General features: G+C 55.6%; 15 protein-coding genes. 4 read left to right on the top strand and 11 right to left on the bottom strand.

Going from position 1 to position 18,900, the window contains the following annotated elements; translation table 11 throughout:
* The first annotated feature begins 137 nt into the window (after positions 1–137).
* Together upp and ACQ4N7_RS00910 are read left to right on the top strand one after the other, a co-directional pair.
* Entirely contained in the window at positions 138–770 is a 633-nt protein-coding gene (gene upp / locus ACQ4N7_RS00915; RefSeq protein ID WP_430709739.1) for a uracil phosphoribosyltransferase, read from the top strand.
* 890 nt (positions 771–1,660) lie between these two features.
* Entirely contained in the window at positions 1,661–4,192 is a 2,532-nt protein-coding gene (locus tag ACQ4N7_RS00910) for a glycogen/starch/alpha-glucan phosphorylase (RefSeq protein ID WP_430709738.1), read from the top strand.
* Between the two features lie 70 nt (positions 4,193–4,262).
* Here ACQ4N7_RS00910 and lspA read toward each other — a convergent pair whose 3' ends face one another.
* The 9 genes from lspA to ACQ4N7_RS00865 all read right to left on the bottom strand — a co-directional run bounded on the left by lspA (position 4,263) and on the right by ACQ4N7_RS00865 (position 11,798).
* Positions 4,263–4,733 (bottom strand): signal peptidase II, encoded by a 471-nt coding sequence (gene lspA, locus ACQ4N7_RS00905; protein ID WP_430709737.1) that lies wholly within the window; start codon positions 4,731–4,733, stop codon positions 4,263–4,265.
* Positions 4,734–4,737: 4 nt separating this feature from the next.
* Positions 4,738–5,298: a biotin transporter BioY gene (locus ACQ4N7_RS00900; RefSeq protein ID WP_430709736.1), complete on the bottom strand. Its 561-nt coding sequence runs from the start codon at positions 5,296–5,298 to the stop codon at positions 4,738–4,740.
* Between the two features lie 488 nt (positions 5,299–5,786).
* Positions 5,787–6,050, bottom strand: a complete 264-nt coding sequence (locus tag ACQ4N7_RS00895) for a hypothetical protein (RefSeq protein ID WP_430709735.1) — start codon at positions 6,048–6,050, stop codon at positions 5,787–5,789.
* A gap of 24 nt (positions 6,051–6,074) precedes the next feature.
* Positions 6,075–6,440 (bottom strand): hypothetical protein, encoded by a 366-nt coding sequence (locus ACQ4N7_RS00890; RefSeq protein ID WP_430709734.1) that lies wholly within the window; start codon positions 6,438–6,440, stop codon positions 6,075–6,077.
* 62 nt (positions 6,441–6,502) lie between these two features.
* A complete protein-coding gene (locus tag ACQ4N7_RS00885) occupies positions 6,503–7,873 on the bottom strand; it encodes an MFS transporter (protein WP_430709733.1) in 1,371 nt (456 codons plus the stop codon).
* A gap of 120 nt (positions 7,874–7,993) precedes the next feature.
* Positions 7,994–8,797, bottom strand: coding sequence for an SDR family NAD(P)-dependent oxidoreductase (locus tag ACQ4N7_RS00880; protein WP_430709732.1), 804 nt, complete (start codon positions 8,795–8,797; stop codon positions 7,994–7,996).
* A 382-nt stretch (positions 8,798–9,179) separates the two neighbouring features.
* Entirely contained in the window at positions 9,180–9,362 is a 183-nt protein-coding gene (locus ACQ4N7_RS00875; RefSeq protein WP_430709731.1) for a CsbD family protein, read from the bottom strand.
* A 314-nt stretch (positions 9,363–9,676) separates the two neighbouring features.
* Positions 9,677–10,150 (bottom strand): DUF4383 domain-containing protein, encoded by a 474-nt coding sequence (locus ACQ4N7_RS00870; RefSeq protein ID WP_430709730.1) that lies wholly within the window; start codon positions 10,148–10,150, stop codon positions 9,677–9,679.
* 358 nt (positions 10,151–10,508) lie between these two features.
* Positions 10,509–11,798 (bottom strand): glucose-1-phosphate adenylyltransferase, encoded by a 1,290-nt coding sequence (locus ACQ4N7_RS00865; RefSeq protein WP_430709729.1) that lies wholly within the window; start codon positions 11,796–11,798, stop codon positions 10,509–10,511.
* Positions 11,799–12,398: 600 nt separating this feature from the next.
* On the opposite strand from ACQ4N7_RS00865, the gene ACQ4N7_RS00860 reads away from it, so the two are divergent.
* Positions 12,399–13,082: a hypothetical protein gene (locus ACQ4N7_RS00860; RefSeq protein WP_430709728.1), complete on the top strand. Its 684-nt coding sequence runs from the start codon at positions 12,399–12,401 to the stop codon at positions 13,080–13,082.
* Positions 13,083–13,291: 209 nt separating this feature from the next.
* Positions 13,292–13,702: a response regulator gene (locus ACQ4N7_RS00855; RefSeq protein WP_430709727.1), complete on the top strand. Its 411-nt coding sequence runs from the start codon at positions 13,292–13,294 to the stop codon at positions 13,700–13,702.
* Between the two features lie 31 nt (positions 13,703–13,733).
* Here the strand turns inward: ACQ4N7_RS00855 and ACQ4N7_RS00850 are convergent, their stop codons facing one another.
* Positions 13,734–17,897, bottom strand: coding sequence for a PAS domain S-box protein (locus ACQ4N7_RS00850; RefSeq protein WP_430709726.1), 4,164 nt, complete (start codon positions 17,895–17,897; stop codon positions 13,734–13,736).
* Between the two features lie 326 nt (positions 17,898–18,223).
* Positions 18,224–18,685: a BON domain-containing protein gene (locus tag ACQ4N7_RS00845; RefSeq protein ID WP_430709725.1), complete on the bottom strand. Its 462-nt coding sequence runs from the start codon at positions 18,683–18,685 to the stop codon at positions 18,224–18,226.
* Between the last annotated feature and the right edge of the window lie 215 nt (positions 18,686–18,900).

Here is an 18,900-nt window from a genome sequence, read left to right as displayed (position 1 = left end):
ACGAAGATGAGGAGGTGAGGAAGGTGAGGAAGAACTATTGCAATATCTCCATTTCTCCCTCATCATCCCCATCCTCTCATCCTCGCTATTTCCCCATCCCCTCATCATCCCCATCCCCTTATCCTCTCCAATTCCCCATGCCCGACCTCCACCTGATCGACCACCCGCTGATTCAGCACAAGCTCACCCTGATGCGGCGAGCCGAGACCAGCACGGCCAAGTTTCGCACCCTGCTGAAGGAAATTAGCCTGCTGATGGCCTACGAGGTGACACGAGACCTACCGCTGAAGCTGGAGACCATTCAAACCCCCATGACCACGATGGAAGCACCGGTGCTGGCTCCAGAGAAAAAGCTGGTGGTGGTGTCGATCATGCGGGCCGGGCAGGGCATTCTAGACGGCATTTTAGAGCTGATGCCCTCGGCGCGGGTGGGGCACATTGGCCTGTACCGCGACCCGCAAACGCTGCGGGTGATTGAGTACTTCTTCAAGGTGCCGGAGGACCTGAGCGATCGCGACGTTTTAGTCGTAGACCCCATGATCGCTACGGGCAATACCGCTGTAGCGGCGCTGTACCCGCTGAAGCAGGCCCAGCCGCGATCGCTGCGCTTCCTCTGCCTGCTCGCCGCCCCCGAAGGCGTAGCCCACTTTCACCGCGAGCACCCCGATGTGCCCCTGTACGCCGCTGCGGTGGATGAAAAGCTGGACGAGCACGGCTACATTTTGCCGGGCCTAGGGGATGCGGGCGATCGCCTATTTGGCACCAAATAACGCAGTCAATAGCCACCAAGCCAAAGGTTGTGTAGCCCAGGGCAACGCGCAACCCGCATCACCCTAAGCCCAGATAGGAACCGGGCTGAAGCTTGGGTCACTCAACGCATACTTTAGGGCTATAAAAAGAATGTTTTGTAGTAGCTTTAAAGCACTCTTGGTCTTAACTTAATCCATAGGTATTATCTGGAGCCGCCGACACCGGCCATTATTTTTTTAATATTCAAACTCGGTTTGATAACAGATTGATTAAGATAGTCAGCAGTAAGCAACCCAGCGCCAGGGAGACTGGCCCGAGCAACAACAGCGCAGCAATATAAAGCTCTTCTTAACCACATTGAGAATTTTTTACAAAGCTTTTGTTACACGCGAAAGCCTCTCCCTTCAAGGGGTTCAAGCTTTTTGCACAGATAAACCTGTTCTTTGACGCACTAATTAACGCAACTTAACAGTTCTAAACCACCTATTCATAATATTTCCCTTAACAATTTTTTAAGTACCGTCAATGCTCTACGCAGCAACGCTTTAAGCATTGATAGACTTTTTTCTATCCGGAGCGCGATGCTGTTTTAAGGGTTATGTAGGGGTAACACAAAGCCATTCCTGACAGTGCGGGGCTGCTGAGTGTTGGTTTGGTAACAGTGTTTTATTCGCGGCCAGTTAAAATGGGTTCATCGCACCAAACGGCTGAACTAGTGTTTTAACGCAGCCACTTGGTGGGTAAACAATAGGTGTTGGGGTTTGTTGGTGTAAAAGTCTTGAGTCATTAAGACTGCAATGTCAAAGTAAATGGCCGAAGTTTGCCCTTGGCGGGGCGCTTGCGGCATCTGCTTCGAGCCTGCGAGCTGCCAGCGAATTCTTGTGTGACCATTACAGTATTAAGGGTTCTTATGGCTAAGCAATCTGTTCATCTGCCCGCAACCAGCACAGAGGCCGAAGTGCCCCTGTCGCTGGGAGTTGCAGCGGATGCCATTCTCGATGCCGAGGCACAGGTGAGCCAAATACAGCAGGCGTTGGTCAACAATCTGCACTGGGTGCAGGGTAAAGACGAACAGTTTGCCAACGCCCACGACTACTACACGGCCCTGGCCCACAGCGTGCGCAACCAGCTGCTGCAAAAACGCATTCGCACCGCTAAAACCTACGCCGACAAGCGCGCCAAGACGGTCTATTACCTGTCGGCCGAGTTTCTGATGGGGCGACAGTTGGGCAACGGGCTGATCAACCTGGGCCTCTACGACACCATGCGCCATGCCCTGGCCGACTGCGGCCTCGACCTGGACGAACTGCTTGAGCGTGAGGCCGAGCCGGGTCTGGGCAACGGCGGGCTGGGTCGCCTGGCCGCCTGCTTCATGGATTCGCTCACGACCCTCAATTTGCCAGCGGTAGGCTACGGCATTCGCTACGAGTTTGGCATCTTTACCCAGCTCATTCGCCAGGGCCACCAGGTAGAAGCCCCCGACAAGTGGCTCAGCTACGGCAACCCCTGGGAAGTGGCTCGCCCCGACTATCGGGTGGAGATCAAATTTGGTGGTCACACCGAGGTTTACAAAGACGGCGACGACGACTACCAGGTGCGCTGGATTCCAAGCCAGACGGTGATTGGCATTCCCCACGATGTGCCGGTACCAGGCTACGGGACCGAGAACGTCAACATTCTGCGGCTGTGGAAGGCCGAGGCCGGGGAAGCCTTTGACCTGGTCGCCTTTAACTCAGGCGATTATTTTGGGGCTGTGGCCAACAAGATGATCTCCGAGAACATCACCAAGGTGCTCTACCCCAACGACGAAACTCGCCAGGGCAAAGAGCTGCGCCTGCAGCAGCAGTACTTCTTTGTAGCCTGCTCGCTGCAAGACATCATTCGCCTGCACCTGCGCGACCACGGCGATTTGACCAAGCTTGCCGACTCAGCGGCAATTCAGCTCAACGATACTCACCCGGCGATTGGGGTGGCCGAACTGATGCGCCTGCTGCTCGATGAGCACCACATGGAGTGGGAAACCGCCTGGCAAATTACCCAGCGCGCCTTTGGCTACACCAACCACACACTGATGCCTGAGGCCCTGGAGCGCTGGTCGGTAGACCTATTTGGCAAGCTGCTGCCGCGCCACCTGGAGCTGATCTACGAAATTAACCAGCGCTTTTTAGACCAGGTGAAGCTGCGCTACCCCAAAGACCCCGCTCGTCTGGAGCGGCTGTCACTGATTGAAGAAGGCCCCGAGCGGCGGGTGCGGATGGCCAACCTAGCCTGCGTGGGCAGCCACGCCATCAACGGGGTAGCAGCGCTGCATACCGAGCTGCTGAAGCAGGAGGTGCTGCAAGACTTTTACGAGCTGTGGCCCGACAAGTTCAGTAACAAGACCAACGGCATTACCCCCCGCCGCTGGCTGTTGCAGTGCAACCCCCGCCTGGCTCAGCTGATTTCTGAAACGATTGGCGACAGCTGGATTACCCACCTAGAAGACCTCAAACAGCTCGAAGCCCACGTGGACAACGCTGAGTTTCGCCACGCCTGGCAGGCCATCAAGCAGGAAAACAAGTGGAGTCTGGCCCGCTACATCCACGACACTGTGGGCATAGAGGTCAACCCCGACTCGATGTTCGATGTGCAGATCAAGCGCATTCACGAGTACAAACGTCAGCTGATGAACGTGCTGCACGTGATCACGCTGTACAACCGTATGGTGCAAAATCCCGGCGATCACGTTGTGCCCCGCACGGTGATCTTTGGTGGTAAGGCGGCCCCAGGCTACGCTATGGCCAAACTGGTGGTGAAGCTGATCAACGCCGTGGCGGATGTGGTCAACAACGACCCCGTCGTGGCCGGGCGGCTGAAGGTGGTGTTTTTACCCAACTACAATGTGTCGCAGGCCCAGCGACTGTTTCCGGCCTCGGACTTGTCTGAGCAGATTTCCACCGCTGGCATGGAGGCCTCGGGTACCGGCAACATGAAGTTTGCCCTCAACGGGGCACTCACCGTGGGCACCCTCGACGGCGCGAATGTCGAAATCCGTGAGGAGGTTGGAGCCGACAACTTCTTTCTGTTTGGCCTCACCACGGAACAGGTGGCCGCCTGCAAGGCCGTGGGCCACAACCCCTGGTACTACTACGACACCAACCCCGAGCTCAAGCGGGTGCTGGATGTAATCGCCTCGGGGCTGTTTTCGCCCGGTGAGCCCGACCTGTTTCTGCCCATTCTCGACTCGCTGCTGGTCGACGACCCCTACATGGTGATGGCCGACTATGCCGCCTACGTGCAGTGTCAGGAGCACGTCAGCCGCACCTATGAGGATCGCGATCGCTGGGTACGGATGGCCATTCTCAACACCGCCCGAATTGGCAAGTTCTCTGCCGATCGCACCATCGCCGAATATGCCCGCGATATTTGGAAGGTGAAGGCGGTGCCGGTCGCCGGGGAGTAGATGGATAGGTGAGTGGATGGTGTAGGTGGGTAGAGAGCATCTACCCACCTACACCACCCACATCATCCCCCTACTTGGGTGGCGGTGTCTTCAAGGCGGCGATCAGCAGGCAGGCGATGCCGATATTGATGCAGACGTCGGCCAGGTTGAAGATGGGAAAGCGAATGAGCCGAAAGTCTAGGAAGTCGATGACTTCTCCAGCCAGCAGGCGATCGATGCCGTTGCCCAGAGCACCACTCAAGATGAGCCCGTAGCCCACCTGCTCCCAGCGGTTGGGCAATCGTGCTTTTAGGCCCAGGGCAATCAGCCCCAGGCTGACCGCCAGCGACAGCCACTTGAGCCATTCCCCGTTGTTGCTAAACAGGCTAAAGGCGGCACCGCTGTTGGTGACATAGGTAAAATAAAACACCCCCGGCCAAATTGGCAGGGAGTCGGGTGGGGTGGTGAGTTCAAAGGTTTGAGCCACCCACATTTTTGTCAGCTGATCGAGGGCCAGCCCAACCCCGGCGGCGATCCAAAACCAACGATTGCGCACTCTCATGGGCCTAGTAAAATAACAGCTGACGCAGCACCAGCGATAGTACTGCCACAGCACACACTACCACCAGGTGGCCCGGCAGCGGCAAAATTGAGTAGCCCAGCAGCAGCTCCCAGTAGGAGGCCGATACGGTCTGCAACCAGCCTAGCAGGGAGGCCAGGGTTAGGTAAATAATGCCCAGCCCGTGAATAATGCCCAGCCCGCTGAGACTGCTTAGGGCCAGGGTTTCGAGCTTGGGCGGGTTTTGAAAGGCCAGGTAGCCACACACCCAGCCCGCGGGCACAAAGCCAATCAGGTAGCCAAAACCGGGTTCACGCACGTAGCTGAGGCCGCCACCCTGGGTGAACACCGGAAATTCAAACACCTGAAACAGGGCCAGCCCCAGCACCAGGTAGGCAATTTGAGAGAGCGCCGCCGCATTTTTGCCGCCGACACAGCCGGTCAGCAGCACGGCCCCGACCTGAAAGCTGACCCCCAGCGATAAAATTCCTATTCCAGACTGGCCCCAGCTCCAGGGGGCGCTGAGGGTAAAGGCTTCCATCCAGGTGGCCACAATAGTGAGAACCAACCCGATCAGGGCCCACAGTAGTTCAAATGGTGCTAGCACCGACGATGTCTTCACCCGTTAGCGGCAGAGAATTTAGACACTCACATTAGCAGGGATTACCAGACTGGGCACGGGTTGGCCGAAAGATTTTTGCCCTGCTGAATATAGAAGTTTGGCGTGGTCAACGATCCCCAAATAGCCGCTGTAGATGGAGGATCTGCCGGAAATAGAGTCAGGCACGGTTGCGGCAGAAATAGTGAGCTCAGTAATGCTTGGTGGTATGGCAAAAAGCCCGTTTTGACTTCGTCCAGAGCACTTTCGCTAGCCCCTCCAAAGTTTTGCAGCAGAAGGGCTAGCGGGTCAGGCTTGCGGTCTAAAGAGGGCTATTTACTGATATGGAATGCTCTTGACCTCAGTGAAGGCGATCAGCAATCAATAGAGTCGAGCTTGGGAGAATGGCTGAATCAGCGGCGTTGTCGCTAACGGCTGGCTTTTGCCTACAAGCGAGGTTACTCACCCAAACTAGCGCGATCGCGCTTCATCCACAGCCAGAGGTAGATCAAGCCAACCATCAGGCCCAACAGCAGCAGCGTAATTGACCAAGAAATTTCGCCTGGCCACAGCCGCTCCAGCAGCCGCCCCAGCAGGTAGCCCCCGCACGGGACGGCGATAACTGACAGCACAACCTTGCCCAGAAACGTGCTCAACCTGCTGTTTTGCGCCTTAGCCGACAGATCAGACAGTTCAGGCTCGTCGGTCGTTGAATATTTCATGGCGGTATGAGGCTGCGTATGGGGCTAGTTCCAGGTGCGCTCGCCCGATTCGTCTACACGGGCCTGACGAATGACGTCAGAAATTTCTTCAGCGTCTTTGACGTGGTGCAGAGCTTTTTGACCTTCTTCAGGGTCGTCTACGACAAAGTAGGTGGGCACCACAATGTGGTCGCCGGTAATGTCAGGCGCATCGACGGCCACCTGCTGGGATTTCTCCTCCAGCGTTTTTTCGCCGTCAACCATATCCCCCGGATTGAGCACCAGGTTTTCGTTTTCTTCCAGAATTTTTTTCTGGGCCGCCTTTTGTTCAGGCGACACCTGCTCGGGGGTCAGCGGCTGATGGATTTCTTTGCGCTGATCGGAGTTTTGGTCAGATTTTTGAGTAGCCATACTTTTTTCCAGGTCTACAACTGGCTTTACCCTAGCGATTGATACCGGGTAGCAACATCGCTCTAAGGTGACAAAACTTTGTTGTCTAAGGCACGACCTTGCCCTTCTGGCAGACCATCAGCATTCTGCTTGAGGACGGGTTCGGGCACGCGCAGCATCAGCAGGGCAGATAGGCCCAGCAAAATACCCCCTAAGGCCAGCGCCGACAGGCGATTGCCGTGCAGCAGATGGCGCATGACCCAGCCAAAGCCCAGCGACATGACAATTTGGGGCAGGGTAACAAAGCCGTTGAACAAGCCCATGTACACACCGCTCTGGCGCTCGGGCAGTTCGTCCATCAGCAGGGAATAGGGAATCGACAGAATGCTGGCCCAGGCGATGCCTACGCCAACCATAGACAGCAAGATGGAGTAGCGATCGTGCACCAGCAGCAGCGATAGCAGCCCCACAGCCCCGGCCATCAGGCAGGTGGCGTGGGTGGTCACCCGGCCCCAGCGCCGACTTAGCATGGGGATCAAAAACGAGACGCCCAGGCACACCAGGTTGTAGAAAGCGGTGCAGAGACCGGCCCACTCTACGCCGTGGGCGTAGCTGAGCGAGTCGCGATTGGCGGCTCCCAAAATATTGCGGGCGATCGCATTGGGCAGGTACAAAAAAATGCAGTAGATACCCGCCCAGGTCAGGGCCTGCACTCCGGCCAGCTGACGCATCATCGGCGGTAGCGACATCATTGCCTGGGCGATCGCCTGTATCGGGTTCAGTGTTTCGACCTCAGGCTCTAGCGCCAGCTCTGCGGTTGACTGAGGCGGCGGCGGCTCATTGACCGTCCAAAAGGTGCCCAAGGTGCTGCCCAGGCAGAGCACCGCCCCCACCATATAGGCCCCGCCGATCACGGCGGGAACCCCAGTACTGGTCGCTTCAGCCGCAGGCTTGAGGTGCAGCAGCTGCCCCAGCAGCCAGGGCAGCCCCGCTGCACAGATAGCCCCCAAGCCAATGCAAAACCCCTGGATAGAATAGCCCCAGGTGAGGTAGCGGGGGGGCAGCAGGTCGCCCACAAAGGGACGGCTGGGGGCGATGCTAATGTTGAGCGCCAGCTGTAGCAGCCAGTACAGGGCCACCGCCTGAGTCAGGCTGGCGGCCCAGGGTAGCGCTACCAGGCCAACGGCACCGAGCAGCGCGCCCACCAAAAAGTAGGGCTGGCGTTTGCCCCAGGGGCTGACGGTGCGATCGCTCAGCTCGCCCACAATCGGCTGCACAATCAGACCCATCAGCGGAGCCCCCAGCCACAGCAGCGGTAGCTGACTGACATCGGCCCCGAGAGACTCAAAGATGGCGCTGGCATTGGCCAGCTGCAGGCCGTTGCCGATCTGCACGCCCCAAAAGCCCAGGTTCATCGTAATCAGCAGGCGCAGGCCCGGACGCTCAACGGTCATAACAGCAGTGAATAGCGACAGTAGCTGGCTAGATCCGTATTATCTTGGGCGGACAGCCCCTGATTCACATCCTTCCTGAGGTGCAGTTTGACCCGGTCTGGGTTTTCCGCTAATCGGTAGCTACAGCCCAATGCTGGCGACCGAACCGCCGTCAACGCGGTAGTTGGCCCCCACCACAAAGCTAGATTGCTGAGAGCACAAAAAGGCGATTACAGCCGCTACTTCCTGGGCTTTGCCTCGACGCTTTAGCGCCAGGTGAGGCCGCTTTTGATCTAGGAAAGATGCGATCGCGCCATCGACATCGGTGCCGGTCTTTTCGGCCCGCTGCTCCATCATGGCGTCGGTCATCGGGGTGGCGATAAAAGCAGGTGCGACCGAGTTAACTAGTACGCCATCTTCGGCGTAGGCCTTAGAGAGATTTTTGGCGAAGTTAAGCACACCGGCTTTGGCCGCACAGTAGGGCATTTCATCGGTGTAGGGCTGCACAGCATCCTCAGAGGTAATCAGCACAACTCGGCCCCAGCCAGTTTCGCGCATGAGCGGAATAAAGGTGCGACACAACCTGACCGCGGCCATTAAATCAACTTCGAGGGTTTCGAGCCAGTCGTCGTCACTAGTCTCTAAAAAGTCGCCAGTAGCCCCGGTAATACCGGCACAGTTGACCAAAATATCAACCTGACCATACTGGTCAACTACTTTGTTTTTAGCAGCTTCAATATCATCCAAACTGCGCAGATCGGCCTGCACACCGATAGCTTCACCCACTTTCTTTAGCTCGTTGACGGCGGCATCGAGCTTTTCGTCGGTTTTGTCGATTAGAGCAACTTTTACGCCCTCATCGGCCAGAAGCTTAGCGGTGGCGCGGCCAATGCCCGAATCAGCACCTGTGATTACGGCTACCTTGCCTTTAATGCCAAAATCCATTAAATATTCTCCTTCGGATAATTAAATTTCTAAATAAATCTTAATACCGCAATTATATAGAACCATCTGCCTAATTGAAGACTTTTGACAGAGGATCAAGCAGGCAAGTGCAATGGGTTTTACCCCAGTAAAATCCATTGCACAATCATCCCTCTCCCATCGCCAAAGAAGAGCAGAGTGAAACCTACACAACTAGAAACTGGAAAATCCAAAACTCAGCAGTTGTATACTGTATTGGGTCGAGATCTACTACAAATACAGCTTTTATGAGCGGAGAGAGCAGCACAATGCTAGCTTCGAAAAACGCAAAAAAATAGGGAGCAGTCTACTGCTCCCCTTGATCAGATTCTAAGTAAAGAGACCAAATTGATTTTGACGCCAATTAGTCAATAGCGTTCTTAGCTTTGTCTTTTACGTCTTCTTTAGCGTGCTCGGCTTTGGCCTCGCCTTGCTTAGCTTTACCTTTCATTTCTTGAGAGGTATCACCAGTGGCCTTACCAGCGGCTTCTTGAGCTTTACCTGCAATGTTTTTGCCGGTAGCTTCGGCTCTATCTTGAATACCCATAGGTAATTCTCCAATTTATCTAACGTATCCACATTCTAAGAAGATAGTTTGCCTCGCCCATCGGTCAATAGGAACACTTTTCCTGCAGCGTGTCTTCAGACTCTAGATTGTCAACTCGACTCGCAGGGGAACAAATCACAGGGGCAGCCTAGCGTAGGGTTGAAGCGGTTGCGATCGCAAGCATAGCCCTACCTCTAACCGCATAAACAGTTGTCCTGAAACGACAAGGCCACCAAAGCTAGACCTGCAGGCAAATCTGGCCTTGATGGCTATAGAAAAGGGCGGCTTAATCCGCCCAACTAGGCAACCGCTAGCTAGAGAACTTCGCCAGCGCCCTCGCCATCCTTAACCTCTCGCTTAAACAGAGTGAGCAACGAAGGAGTAACGAAGAAACCAAAATAGATGCCCAGCAGACCGGTTAGTCCGTGCAGAAATACATCTGGCCCAAAGATAGGAAACAGGCCAAAGAACGTATTTAGAACGGGAACGAAGCCCATAATAGCAAGCACGGTGTAATAAATGCCCAGCTGCCCGGCATACAAGCGCGAGCTATCTAGGGAAATGGCGGCGACGATACCCAGCAGCCCGGTAACAATGTGCACAATATTGTGAGCAGTGTTGACGGGAAATAGCCCCATCAAAGCACCATAGCCAGAAACCACTTCCAGGTTGCTAGCCGCAGAGTCAAAGGAGTCAGGATGGGAGATCAACGCTGGAATAAAGCCCATGATGCCAATGGCAACATAGACGATACCAACTATTAGTGCAAATTTCTGTGTAGTCTTCATGACAAATTTGGCCTAAGCGCGACAACTGCAATCAAGTTAATAACTCTCAACAGGAACAGCCTCTTTAATAAGGGGTAGCTATCTCTACACCTCTGGGCAGAACATAAGGCGGGTTTCAATTTTGAGACAGCCAGTTGCAGCACTGCTGAGCCTTAGATTCACCTCATTACAAGCCGTTTCAGCTTCACACCGCTACTCTCCTCTACCGGAAAGACAGGGAGCCTCTATGCCCTACTTTACTTGAGTAAAATTTGTGCTGTCTCTACAGATCGCTGCGGCCTAGAGCAAAACTCGCGCCCAAGCAGATTCCCTGATATTGTCCAGGGAATCGTGCTCAAGCGCCAGCCCTAGGAATGGCTTAAATTACGGTATCATCGGGGATAGTAGCCCCTCGCAAAACAGTGACAATACCGCTGCGAATATAGAACCCCTGCTCTTCGCGATCGGCTTCTTCAACGTGGTCTTTGTTGAGAATCTGCACGTTACAGCCGATACGAGCATTCTTGTCGATAATGGCGTGGTGAATGGTGCTGTTTGCACCAATGCCGAGGGGGGTCTTGGTGGTATCGCAGTTGCCTCGACGCTCAAAGTTGTCCTGGTAATAGTCGGCCCCCATAATCAAGCTGTCTTCGATAGTACAGCCCGATTCAATCCTAGAGCGAATGCCAATTACCGAGTTAGTAATATTGCATTCCTTAAGCACACAGCCCTCACTGATCATCGACTGAGAGATAGTGCATTGCAGGTACTTTGTGGGCGGTAGATAGCGAGCCCGAGTGTAGATGGGGGCCGACTCGTCATAAAAGCTAAATAACGGGTTGGGCTGCTTTACCAGAGCCAAATTGGCGTTAAAAAACGACTCGATCGTACCGATGTCTTCCCAGTAATCATTAAATAGGTAGGCCTGAACCCGATAGTCTTTGGCAGAGTTGGGGAGAATTTCTTTACCGAAGTCGGTTTGATCAGGATGCTGCTTGAGCAGGTCGATGAGCACCTCTCGTTTAAATAGATAGATGCCCATAGAAGCAATGTAGGGTTTTTCCTTCGCCTCCTCAGCCGAGAGACCCAGGGTGGTGGTGTCGACCTGCATTTTCTTCAGGGCATCGCCTTTAGGCTTTTCGCTGAAGTCAATGATGCGACCTGAGTCATCAATTTTCATTAGGCCAAAGCTGGAGGCCCGCTTATCGTCTACCGGCAGTACCGATAGGGTGATATCGGCATTGGTTTCGCGATGGCGCTGCACAAAATCGCGGTAGTCCATGCGGTACAGGTGGTCGCCCGAGAGGATTAAGTACTCGTCTACATTCATATCCTCAAAGCGCGGCAGATACTGGCGAACGGCGTCGGCAGTACCCTGAAACCAATCTAGGTTTTCGGGGGTCTGTTGGGCAGCCAGCACCTCTACAAAGCCCTGCTGAAAGCCTGAGAAACTGTAGGAACGAGAGATATGCGCGTTTAAAGAGGCGGAATTAAACTGCGTCAGCACGTAAATTTTTGAGATATCTGAGTTGATGCAGTTGCTGATGGGAATATCAATCAGCCGGTGTTTACCGCCTAGGGGTACTGCGGGCTTGGCGCGAGTTTTGGTCAGCGGGTAGAGGCGAGTGCCAGCGCCGCCGCCCAGTACAATTCCTAACACTCTATTCACGATATCTCCTTGTTTGTAGCTTATGACTAGCGCAGTTAAAATGCGCCTTTTTAAAGAGCAACCTTTTCCCCTAGGCTGCTCCTGTAATCAGCAGAGAGTCGTAACTAAACGACGCTATAGGGTAAGTTGTGGCGTAGTAGAGCCGTAGCCCAACGCACCGCTGGGGTTTGCTTTGTTGCGTTACTCGTTAGCTTGAACTGCGTTTCTCATAACGACGCGCCCTATGGCAATTAGAGTTTGTCTACTGATTTGTCTACTGAAATTCTGAAGGCTGTTGCCTTTACTCTCTAGGATTAAACCTTTCTTCCTTCTATTGACCTGTACCCAAGGGCGGAATCTCGCTTAGTGAATGTCTAATTTTTGTAAAGAAAGGGCATAATCTCAACGAACTCAATATAAGTGGTTCTTAATAAAGCCTATTTATCAAATAAAGCTTAGATACGCGCAGAAACTTTCGGATTTCGAAGTCTATCTACGTCTTCTGACCACTTCTTTTGCGTCTGTGGGTAGATGGGACAGGTTTAGCTACGGCATACATTAGGTGTCAAGAATTGTTCACTATTGCACTTCATTGCCGTAGCAATCGAGAAGGAAACACCCATGTCTTACACCAACGAGCCTGGCGCTTACAGGAATGAGCCCGGAACTTACAGAGATGACCCCGCGACCAATCCTAACTACCGGGTTACAGAGACCACGACGACTCTGCCCGTGGCCGAGTACCATGACCTAGTACGCTGGGGGCCAATCTTTGCAGGTTTAGTGATTGCGATCGCAACTCAGCTTGTGCTGACTGGCCTGGGAGCCGCTATCGGACTGACCAGCCTCGCTGACGCTGCTTCCCCTCAGGGCGAGGCTAGCCAGGTCGGTACCGCCGTCGGTATCTGGTCCATCATTAGCTTGCTGATTGCTCTATTTATTGGCGGCTGGGTTACAGCCCGCGCCTGCGGCCCCATGAACCGCAAAACCGCCATGCTCAACGGCGCTATTTTGTGGGCCACCACTCTGGCCGTCAGCGCCTGGCTGCTTTCTACGGGTGTAGCAGGAGCCTTTGGCCTGGCTGCGCAGGGGGCCGATGCGGTTCTCAGCCAGGTACCTAATGGTGCACTGCCCGTTCCCCAAGATCCTAATGTGCCTAATGTAGATCCCCAACAGGTTCAGAACGCTGCGGGCAATGCGGCCAAAGTAGGCTGGTCGTTTGCGTTGGGTTCTTTGCTGGGCTTGATAGCGGCTCTGGCTGGTTCTGCCACTGGCGCTCGCAGCCCTCGCACCGCTACCCGCTAGGCGGTGGCTTAGTTTGTCAACAAAATCAACACAGCAGACAGTAAAGGTAGGTCTTGGCCTACCTTTTTTTATTGGTCTTTTTTACCAGATAATTTATTATGCCTTTCTAGCTATTAAAGCAAATGGAATCTGTACCGGAAGTTTGAGGTAAGTATAATAGCTCATTGATTAAGCTAGCTATATTCAACAGATTTTATTAAACAATTACAGTGTGTACCCCATCAGATTTTCGTATTCTTGTCGTCGATGATATCGACGACAACCTATTTTTACTGCAAACCGTATTGGAAACAGAGGGTTATGCGGTGGATACAGCCGGCAACGGCGGCACAGCTTTAGCGAAAGTCGAAAACTCTCCCCCCGACCTGATTTTGATGGACGTCATGATGCCCGACATGAATGGCTATGAGGTAACCCGACAGATTCGGCAAAACCCAAACCTACCGTTTATGCCTATTTTGATGGTCACCGCCTACGACACCATCAATACAAACCAGGGGCTGGCGCTGGATTCTCAAAACTTTATTCGCAAGCCGATTGAGTTTGACCAGCTCTTAACTAAAGTGGCAACGCTGCTAGAAACCTGCCACCACCATCACCATGATTCGGATTCTCAGTAGTGGCTTAGATTGTCGGGTTCAACCCATTGCCCTACGGTACCAGGGCGGCGATCGCAGCTACTAGTTCGGCTGGCTCAAAGGGTTTGCTCAGGTGGCGCTGAAATCCGGCGGCGATCGCCTGCTGCTGGTTGAGTTCTCCAGCGTAAGCAGTCAGGGCTACGGCCTTGAAAGCGGGCTGCTGACCCTGCTCGGCGAGCTGCGATCGCACCTGCTGTAGCAGCATATAGCCATCTACGTCAGGCATGGCGATATCGCTGATTAAGACATCTAGCTCTAGCTGAGGCAACCGCTCCAATGCCTCAGCCGCTGAGGTAACGGCGGTAACTACCGCCCCCGCCTGCTCTAGCACCATCACCAGCAGGTCGCGGGCGTCGGCTTCGTCCTCGACCACCAGAATACGCACTCCGGTCAGCTGGGCAGGCAGAGCCGAACGGCGCAACGCATCGGCGGCACCCTGCGCGGCCGCTTTGAGGTCATAGGGCAGGGGTAGCCGCACTGTAAAGGTCGTTCCCAACCCTTCGCCAGGGCTGATGGCTGCTATTGTACCGCCGTGCAGCTCGACCAGCTGCCGCACGATCGCCAGCCCCAGACCCAGCCCGCCAAACTGGCGAGTCGTTTTGCTGTCGGCCTGGCGAAAGCGCTCAAATATATAGGGAATAAACTCTGGGGTAATGCCCTGCCCCGTATCGCTGATTGTGAGCTGCGCGTAGGGGCCTAGGTGCGTAGGGGGGTTGACGGGTTGGTGGGTCGGCCAGTTGGCGGGCAAATCATCGGGGCCCGTTCTCTCGCCGACGCTCCCCCGCTCCCAATCGCCTACCCTGCCATGCTCTACTGACTCCAGTCGCACCTCAACCTGCCCCCCCTCGGGCGTAAACTTCACCGCGTTGGACAGCAGGTTCCAGACCACCTGCTGTAGGCGACCGGCATCGCCCAGCACGGGCGGTACGTCAGCATCGAGCCGGGTGTGTAGCTGAATGGCCTTGGCCTCTGCCGCCAGCCGCACCGTTTCCATAGCGGCTTCGATGGTGGTCCTCAGCGGCACGGGGGCGATATCGAGGTTGAGCTTGCCCTGCAAAATACGCGAGACATCGAGCAAATCGGCAATCAGCTGGGTTTGCAGCTTGGCGTTGCGCTCAATGGTCTGAAGGCCCCGCAGCAGGGTGTCGGGGTCGGGCTGACGCTTTTGCAGCAGCTGCGACCAGCCCAAAATGGGGTTAAGGGGTGACCTGAGCTCGTGGGAGAGCACGGCTAAAAACTCGTCTTTGATGCGGTTGGCGGCCTCGGCCTCGCTGCGAGCGGTTTGCTCATCCTGGTAGAGGCGGGCGTTGTCAACGGCGATCGCCACCTGATGAGCGATATTCTCGGCTAAAGCCAGGTCGGTGGGGCTGTAGCGGCGGTTGGACTGGGCCGTTACAAACGAAATGACCCCTAAAACTTGCCCACGGGCAATCAGCGGTGCGGCAATGCAGGACCGCAGCCCCAGCCCCTCTAGCAGGCGCAGGTGCTCTGGGTCTTGGGCCACCGACTCCAGAGCCACCGCCGGAATCTCAGCCATCAGCTCAGTTTGGTCGAGGCGCAGCGTTTGGGCCAGCCCCACGGGGGTATCGACCGTTTGGGGATAGCGGCGATGCAGCTGCCAGGCCAGCTCTACTTTGTCTGGGTCGCAGTGGGCCACAGCTACCCGCTCCATACCGCGCTCGGGGTCGAGCAGATCGATCGTGCACCAGTCGGCAAAGAACGGCACGACGCGATCGGCCACCTGCTGAAGGGTGTCGGTGTGGTTGAGCAGCGAAGCCAGGGTGGTGCTGATATCGACCAGCAGCGCCGAGCGAAACTGTCCGGCTTCGGCATCGATTCGGGCTGTCTGTTCGCGAATGCGCTCAGCCCGCTCGGCCTCGATTAGCTTGCGATCGGTAATGTCAAAAAACGAGGCCACCACGGCAAAGGGAGTGGGGTCATTGGGGTGAAACAGCGGTCGGGTATTGATCGAAATCCAGGTCAGGGTGCCGTCAGGTTTATTGACCCCCATAACCACGTTGGACTGCGGCTGGCCGGTGCGCAGCGTGATCATGCTGGGGTGCTGATCGCTGGGAAACGGGGAGCCGTCTTCGTGCATGGTAGACCAGGCCAGGTCGAGGGAGGTGAGCCCTTCTAGCTGTTGGACGGTAAGGCCCAAGATGTCGGCAGCGCTGGCGTTACAGGTGTAGATCATGCCGTCGGCATTCTGCAAAATAATGCCTTCGGCGGTGGTTTCAATCACCGAGCGATAGCGCTCTTCGGAGGCCTGGAGGGTCAGTTCGGCCTGCTTGCGCTCGGTGATGTCGCTAATCGAGGCGATCGCGTGGGTGATATGCCCCCTGGGGTCGAGCAGCGGCGAGGCGTTGACACACAAAATCGCGCCGCTACCGTCGGCATGGGCAATGGCCATTTCCACCCCGTGGACGGGCTGCCCGGTGCGAATGACCTGCATAAAGGGCAGCTCATCGGTCGCCAGAGGTGCTCCCGTTAGGCTGGTCGCCTTCCAGTCTGGGGCACTGTAGCCGTGCTCAACCAGATCCTGGCGGGTGCGACCCAGTATCTTTTCGGCGGCGGAGTTAACCGTCACCATCTGGCCCTCGGCGTTAAAGAGCACAACCCCGTCGGGAATCGTCTCAAAAATGCTGGACAGCTGAGCCTCGCTGGCTCTCAGGGCGTCTTCCATCCGCTTGCGATCGCTGATGTCGTGCATCACCACCACCGCGCCCTGAGAGCTGCCGTCAAGGGCGGCGATCGGCTGACCGCTGGTCAACACAGTCCGAGCGACTCCCCCTTTGGGGGCAATCACCATTTCAACGTTGTCTACGGCTTCTCCCTGCAGGGCGCGAAACAGCGGAATCGCTTCTGTTGGCAAGGGCGTATGGCCATCGGGCTGATAGAGATCGTAGTAGTCAGCCCACTGCTCCGGTGGCAGTGGCCGCTCGGGCAGGCCGTGAAAATCGCGGGCCGCCTGGTTAAAGAGAGTCAAAATACCCGCCTGATTGCAGGCCACAATACCCGCCTGCACGTTTTCGAGCAGCACGCGTAGCATCTCCTGCTCTTTTTGCAGGGCAATTTCGGTCTGCTGCCGCTCGGCAATTTCGAGCTGTAGCTGCTGATTGGTGCGCGAAAGCTCGGCGGTGCGCATGGCCACCAGCTGCTCTAAATCTTGCTGCACCCGCTGCCTGGCGGCATCGGTGCGCTGGCGATCGAGCTCAGTGGCAATGCGCAGCGCAAAAATGGGCAACAGCGCCTCAATGAGCTGAACGTTGGTAAAAGGGTCGCCATCCATCACCCCAAGCAGCCCCATGGCCACGCCTTCGGCATCAAAAAAGGGAATGGCCGCATAGCTGTCGATACCCAGCGGCTGCAGCAGCGGCGCGTCAGGAAACTGCACCTTGACACCGCCGGGATAGCAGCACAGCTCGCGCTTGAGCAGCACCTGGTGACAGGGAGTATGCCGCAGCAGATACTCAAAATTGTCGGCAATTTTGCCCTGCACGCAGGCAGCAATGGTTTTCACGGCATCCTGGCGATCGCCATCGAGCAGCCCAATGTAGACGTAATCTATCCCCAGGGTGTGGGCCAGGTGCTGCACCAGAGCGGCGAAAAAGGCGGTGCCCGTTTGGGCGGCAACCCCTTCGGTCACGGCTACCAGGGCCGTATCAATTTCGGCCACCCGGTGGGCCGCCAGGCGCAGGTCTAGCTCATCGACGACCAGGGCCGCCAGGTCGGCCAGCACCGTCTGCTGGTCGGGACTCAGCCCATCGCGGGGTTGAGAGTCGAGGATGCAGAGGGTGCCAACGACAAAGCCATCGTGGGTACGCAGCGGGGCCCCAGCGTAAAAGCGCACTCCCGGATTGCCATGTACCAGCTGATTATCTGCAAAGCGCGGATCTTGATGCACATCAGACAGCACCATGACCTGCTCAGAGAGCAGCGCGTAGCTGCAAATAGAGGCCTGCCGCTGCACCACCTGCCGATCAAACCCGTGGGCTGACTTAAACCAGGCCCTGGAGTCGTCAATCAGTGAAATTAGCGCCACCGGCACGTTAAACAACCGGGCCGCCAGCGCCGTAATGCGATCGAACCCGGCCTCGGGAGGAGTATCTAGAATGTTGTATCGCCGCAGGGCTTCCAACCGTCCCGCTTCATTGTGAGGTAGGGGAGATGAGGGCATTAGCGGTTCAGAAGAAGCATTGGGCAGAACTGCGGTGGCGTTCGCTAAGAGAGTGCACAGCACTCGGCTTAACCCATGGGCGATCGCAACATTCGCAACATTATTTAACTTACGGGCTTCACTGGCTTACTCTCCCTTAGGTATAGCTTAGCGTGGCCAAAACAGGGGCGCGGGCTGATTAGAATAGCTGGGCAGGCCGATTAGCCATATCTAACAGACCTTAGCCCACCGGTTACGGCTAGCTCAAAATAAAATCGGCAGCCCGAGGCAGGCCACCGATTCAGCTAGTGAGTAGTGTTTTGAGGTAGCTTAAGCTGCGCTTTAGCTTAGCCCCGGAGGCCCAGGTCGTAGGCTACTTCGTGAACGCCAGGAATAGCCTTGACATCGTCAATGATTGCTTGGGCGGCGCGGCGATCGGCCACCTTGCCAGAGAGTCGCACCGAGCCATTGGAGACGCTGACCTTCAGCTCGTCAGGGGTCTTGCTCTCAACGCGATCGGTAATCTCCTGATCGCCCAGGGGCGTACCTTTAGCATCGGCATACTCAATGCCTTGATACTGATTGCCTTGGGGAGTTGTCTGAAGCGTCTCGTTTAGATCCTTTTGACCGCTGGTTAAAGCATCACCATTGACGGCACCAGCAACAGCCGGCTGAGTAAATCCAACTAGCATAACCGCCAGGCAAACTGCGGTTACTAAACTAGCTTGTCCAGCCTTGGGAAGGCGCACCAGCCGCAGGGCTACCCCTAGACCAACCATCACCATTCCAATTTCTAAAGCAATCAACATGGGCTTTACTCCAATAACAAAAGACTGGTGAGGGCGCAATGCGCAACCGTCGCTCAGCGAACTTCAACGAAGTTTTCTAATCAAGCTAAAGATCTCGACAATCTTCAAGGTCTAGATAAGACTAGATTGAAGGGCGATCGCACGTGTCTCACCACAGGTCAATCACAAGTTTAGGCAGCTCGGTCTTGATACACATCCCCCGACAGCCATAGCCC

The organism is Nodosilinea sp. AN01ver1 (genome assembly GCF_050565655.1).
Classification (GTDB): domain Bacteria; phylum Cyanobacteriota; class Cyanobacteriia; order Phormidesmidales; family Phormidesmidaceae; genus Nodosilinea.
The sequence above is the reverse complement of the archived record's forward strand: the minus strand, read 5'-3'. Positions and strand labels throughout refer to the sequence as shown.

What these genes read in the sequence shown, in the direction of transcription:
- upp (WP_430709739.1), top strand. Translation starts at nt 138, where the DNA reads ATGCCCGACCTCCACCTGATCGACCACCCGCTGATTCAGCACAAGCTC.
- ACQ4N7_RS00910 (WP_430709738.1), top strand. Translation starts at nt 1,661, where the DNA reads ATGGCTAAGCAATCTGTTCATCTGCCCGCAACCAGCACAGAGGCCGAA.
- lspA (WP_430709737.1), bottom strand. Translation starts at nt 4,733, where the DNA reads ATGAGAGTGCGCAATCGTTGGTTTTGGATCGCCGCCGGGGTTGGGCTG.
- ACQ4N7_RS00895 (WP_430709735.1), bottom strand. Translation starts at nt 6,050, where the DNA reads ATGAAATATTCAACGACCGACGAGCCTGAACTGTCTGATCTGTCGGCT.
- ACQ4N7_RS00890 (WP_430709734.1), bottom strand. Translation starts at nt 6,440, where the DNA reads ATGGCTACTCAAAAATCTGACCAAAACTCCGATCAGCGCAAAGAAATC.
- ACQ4N7_RS00885 (WP_430709733.1), bottom strand. Translation starts at nt 7,873, where the DNA reads ATGACCGTTGAGCGTCCGGGCCTGCGCCTGCTGATTACGATGAACCTG.
- ACQ4N7_RS00880 (WP_430709732.1), bottom strand. Translation starts at nt 8,797, where the DNA reads ATGGATTTTGGCATTAAAGGCAAGGTAGCCGTAATCACAGGTGCTGAT.
- ACQ4N7_RS00875 (WP_430709731.1), bottom strand. Translation starts at nt 9,362, where the DNA reads ATGGGTATTCAAGATAGAGCCGAAGCTACCGGCAAAAACATTGCAGGT.
- ACQ4N7_RS00870 (WP_430709730.1), bottom strand. Translation starts at nt 10,150, where the DNA reads ATGAAGACTACACAGAAATTTGCACTAATAGTTGGTATCGTCTATGTT.
- ACQ4N7_RS00860 (WP_430709728.1), top strand. Translation starts at nt 12,399, where the DNA reads ATGTCTTACACCAACGAGCCTGGCGCTTACAGGAATGAGCCCGGAACT.
- ACQ4N7_RS00850 (WP_430709726.1), bottom strand. Translation starts at nt 17,897, where the DNA reads ATGCCCTCATCTCCCCTACCTCACAATGAAGCGGGACGGTTGGAAGCC.
- ACQ4N7_RS00845 (WP_430709725.1), bottom strand. Translation starts at nt 18,685, where the DNA reads ATGTTGATTGCTTTAGAAATTGGAATGGTGATGGTTGGTCTAGGGGTA.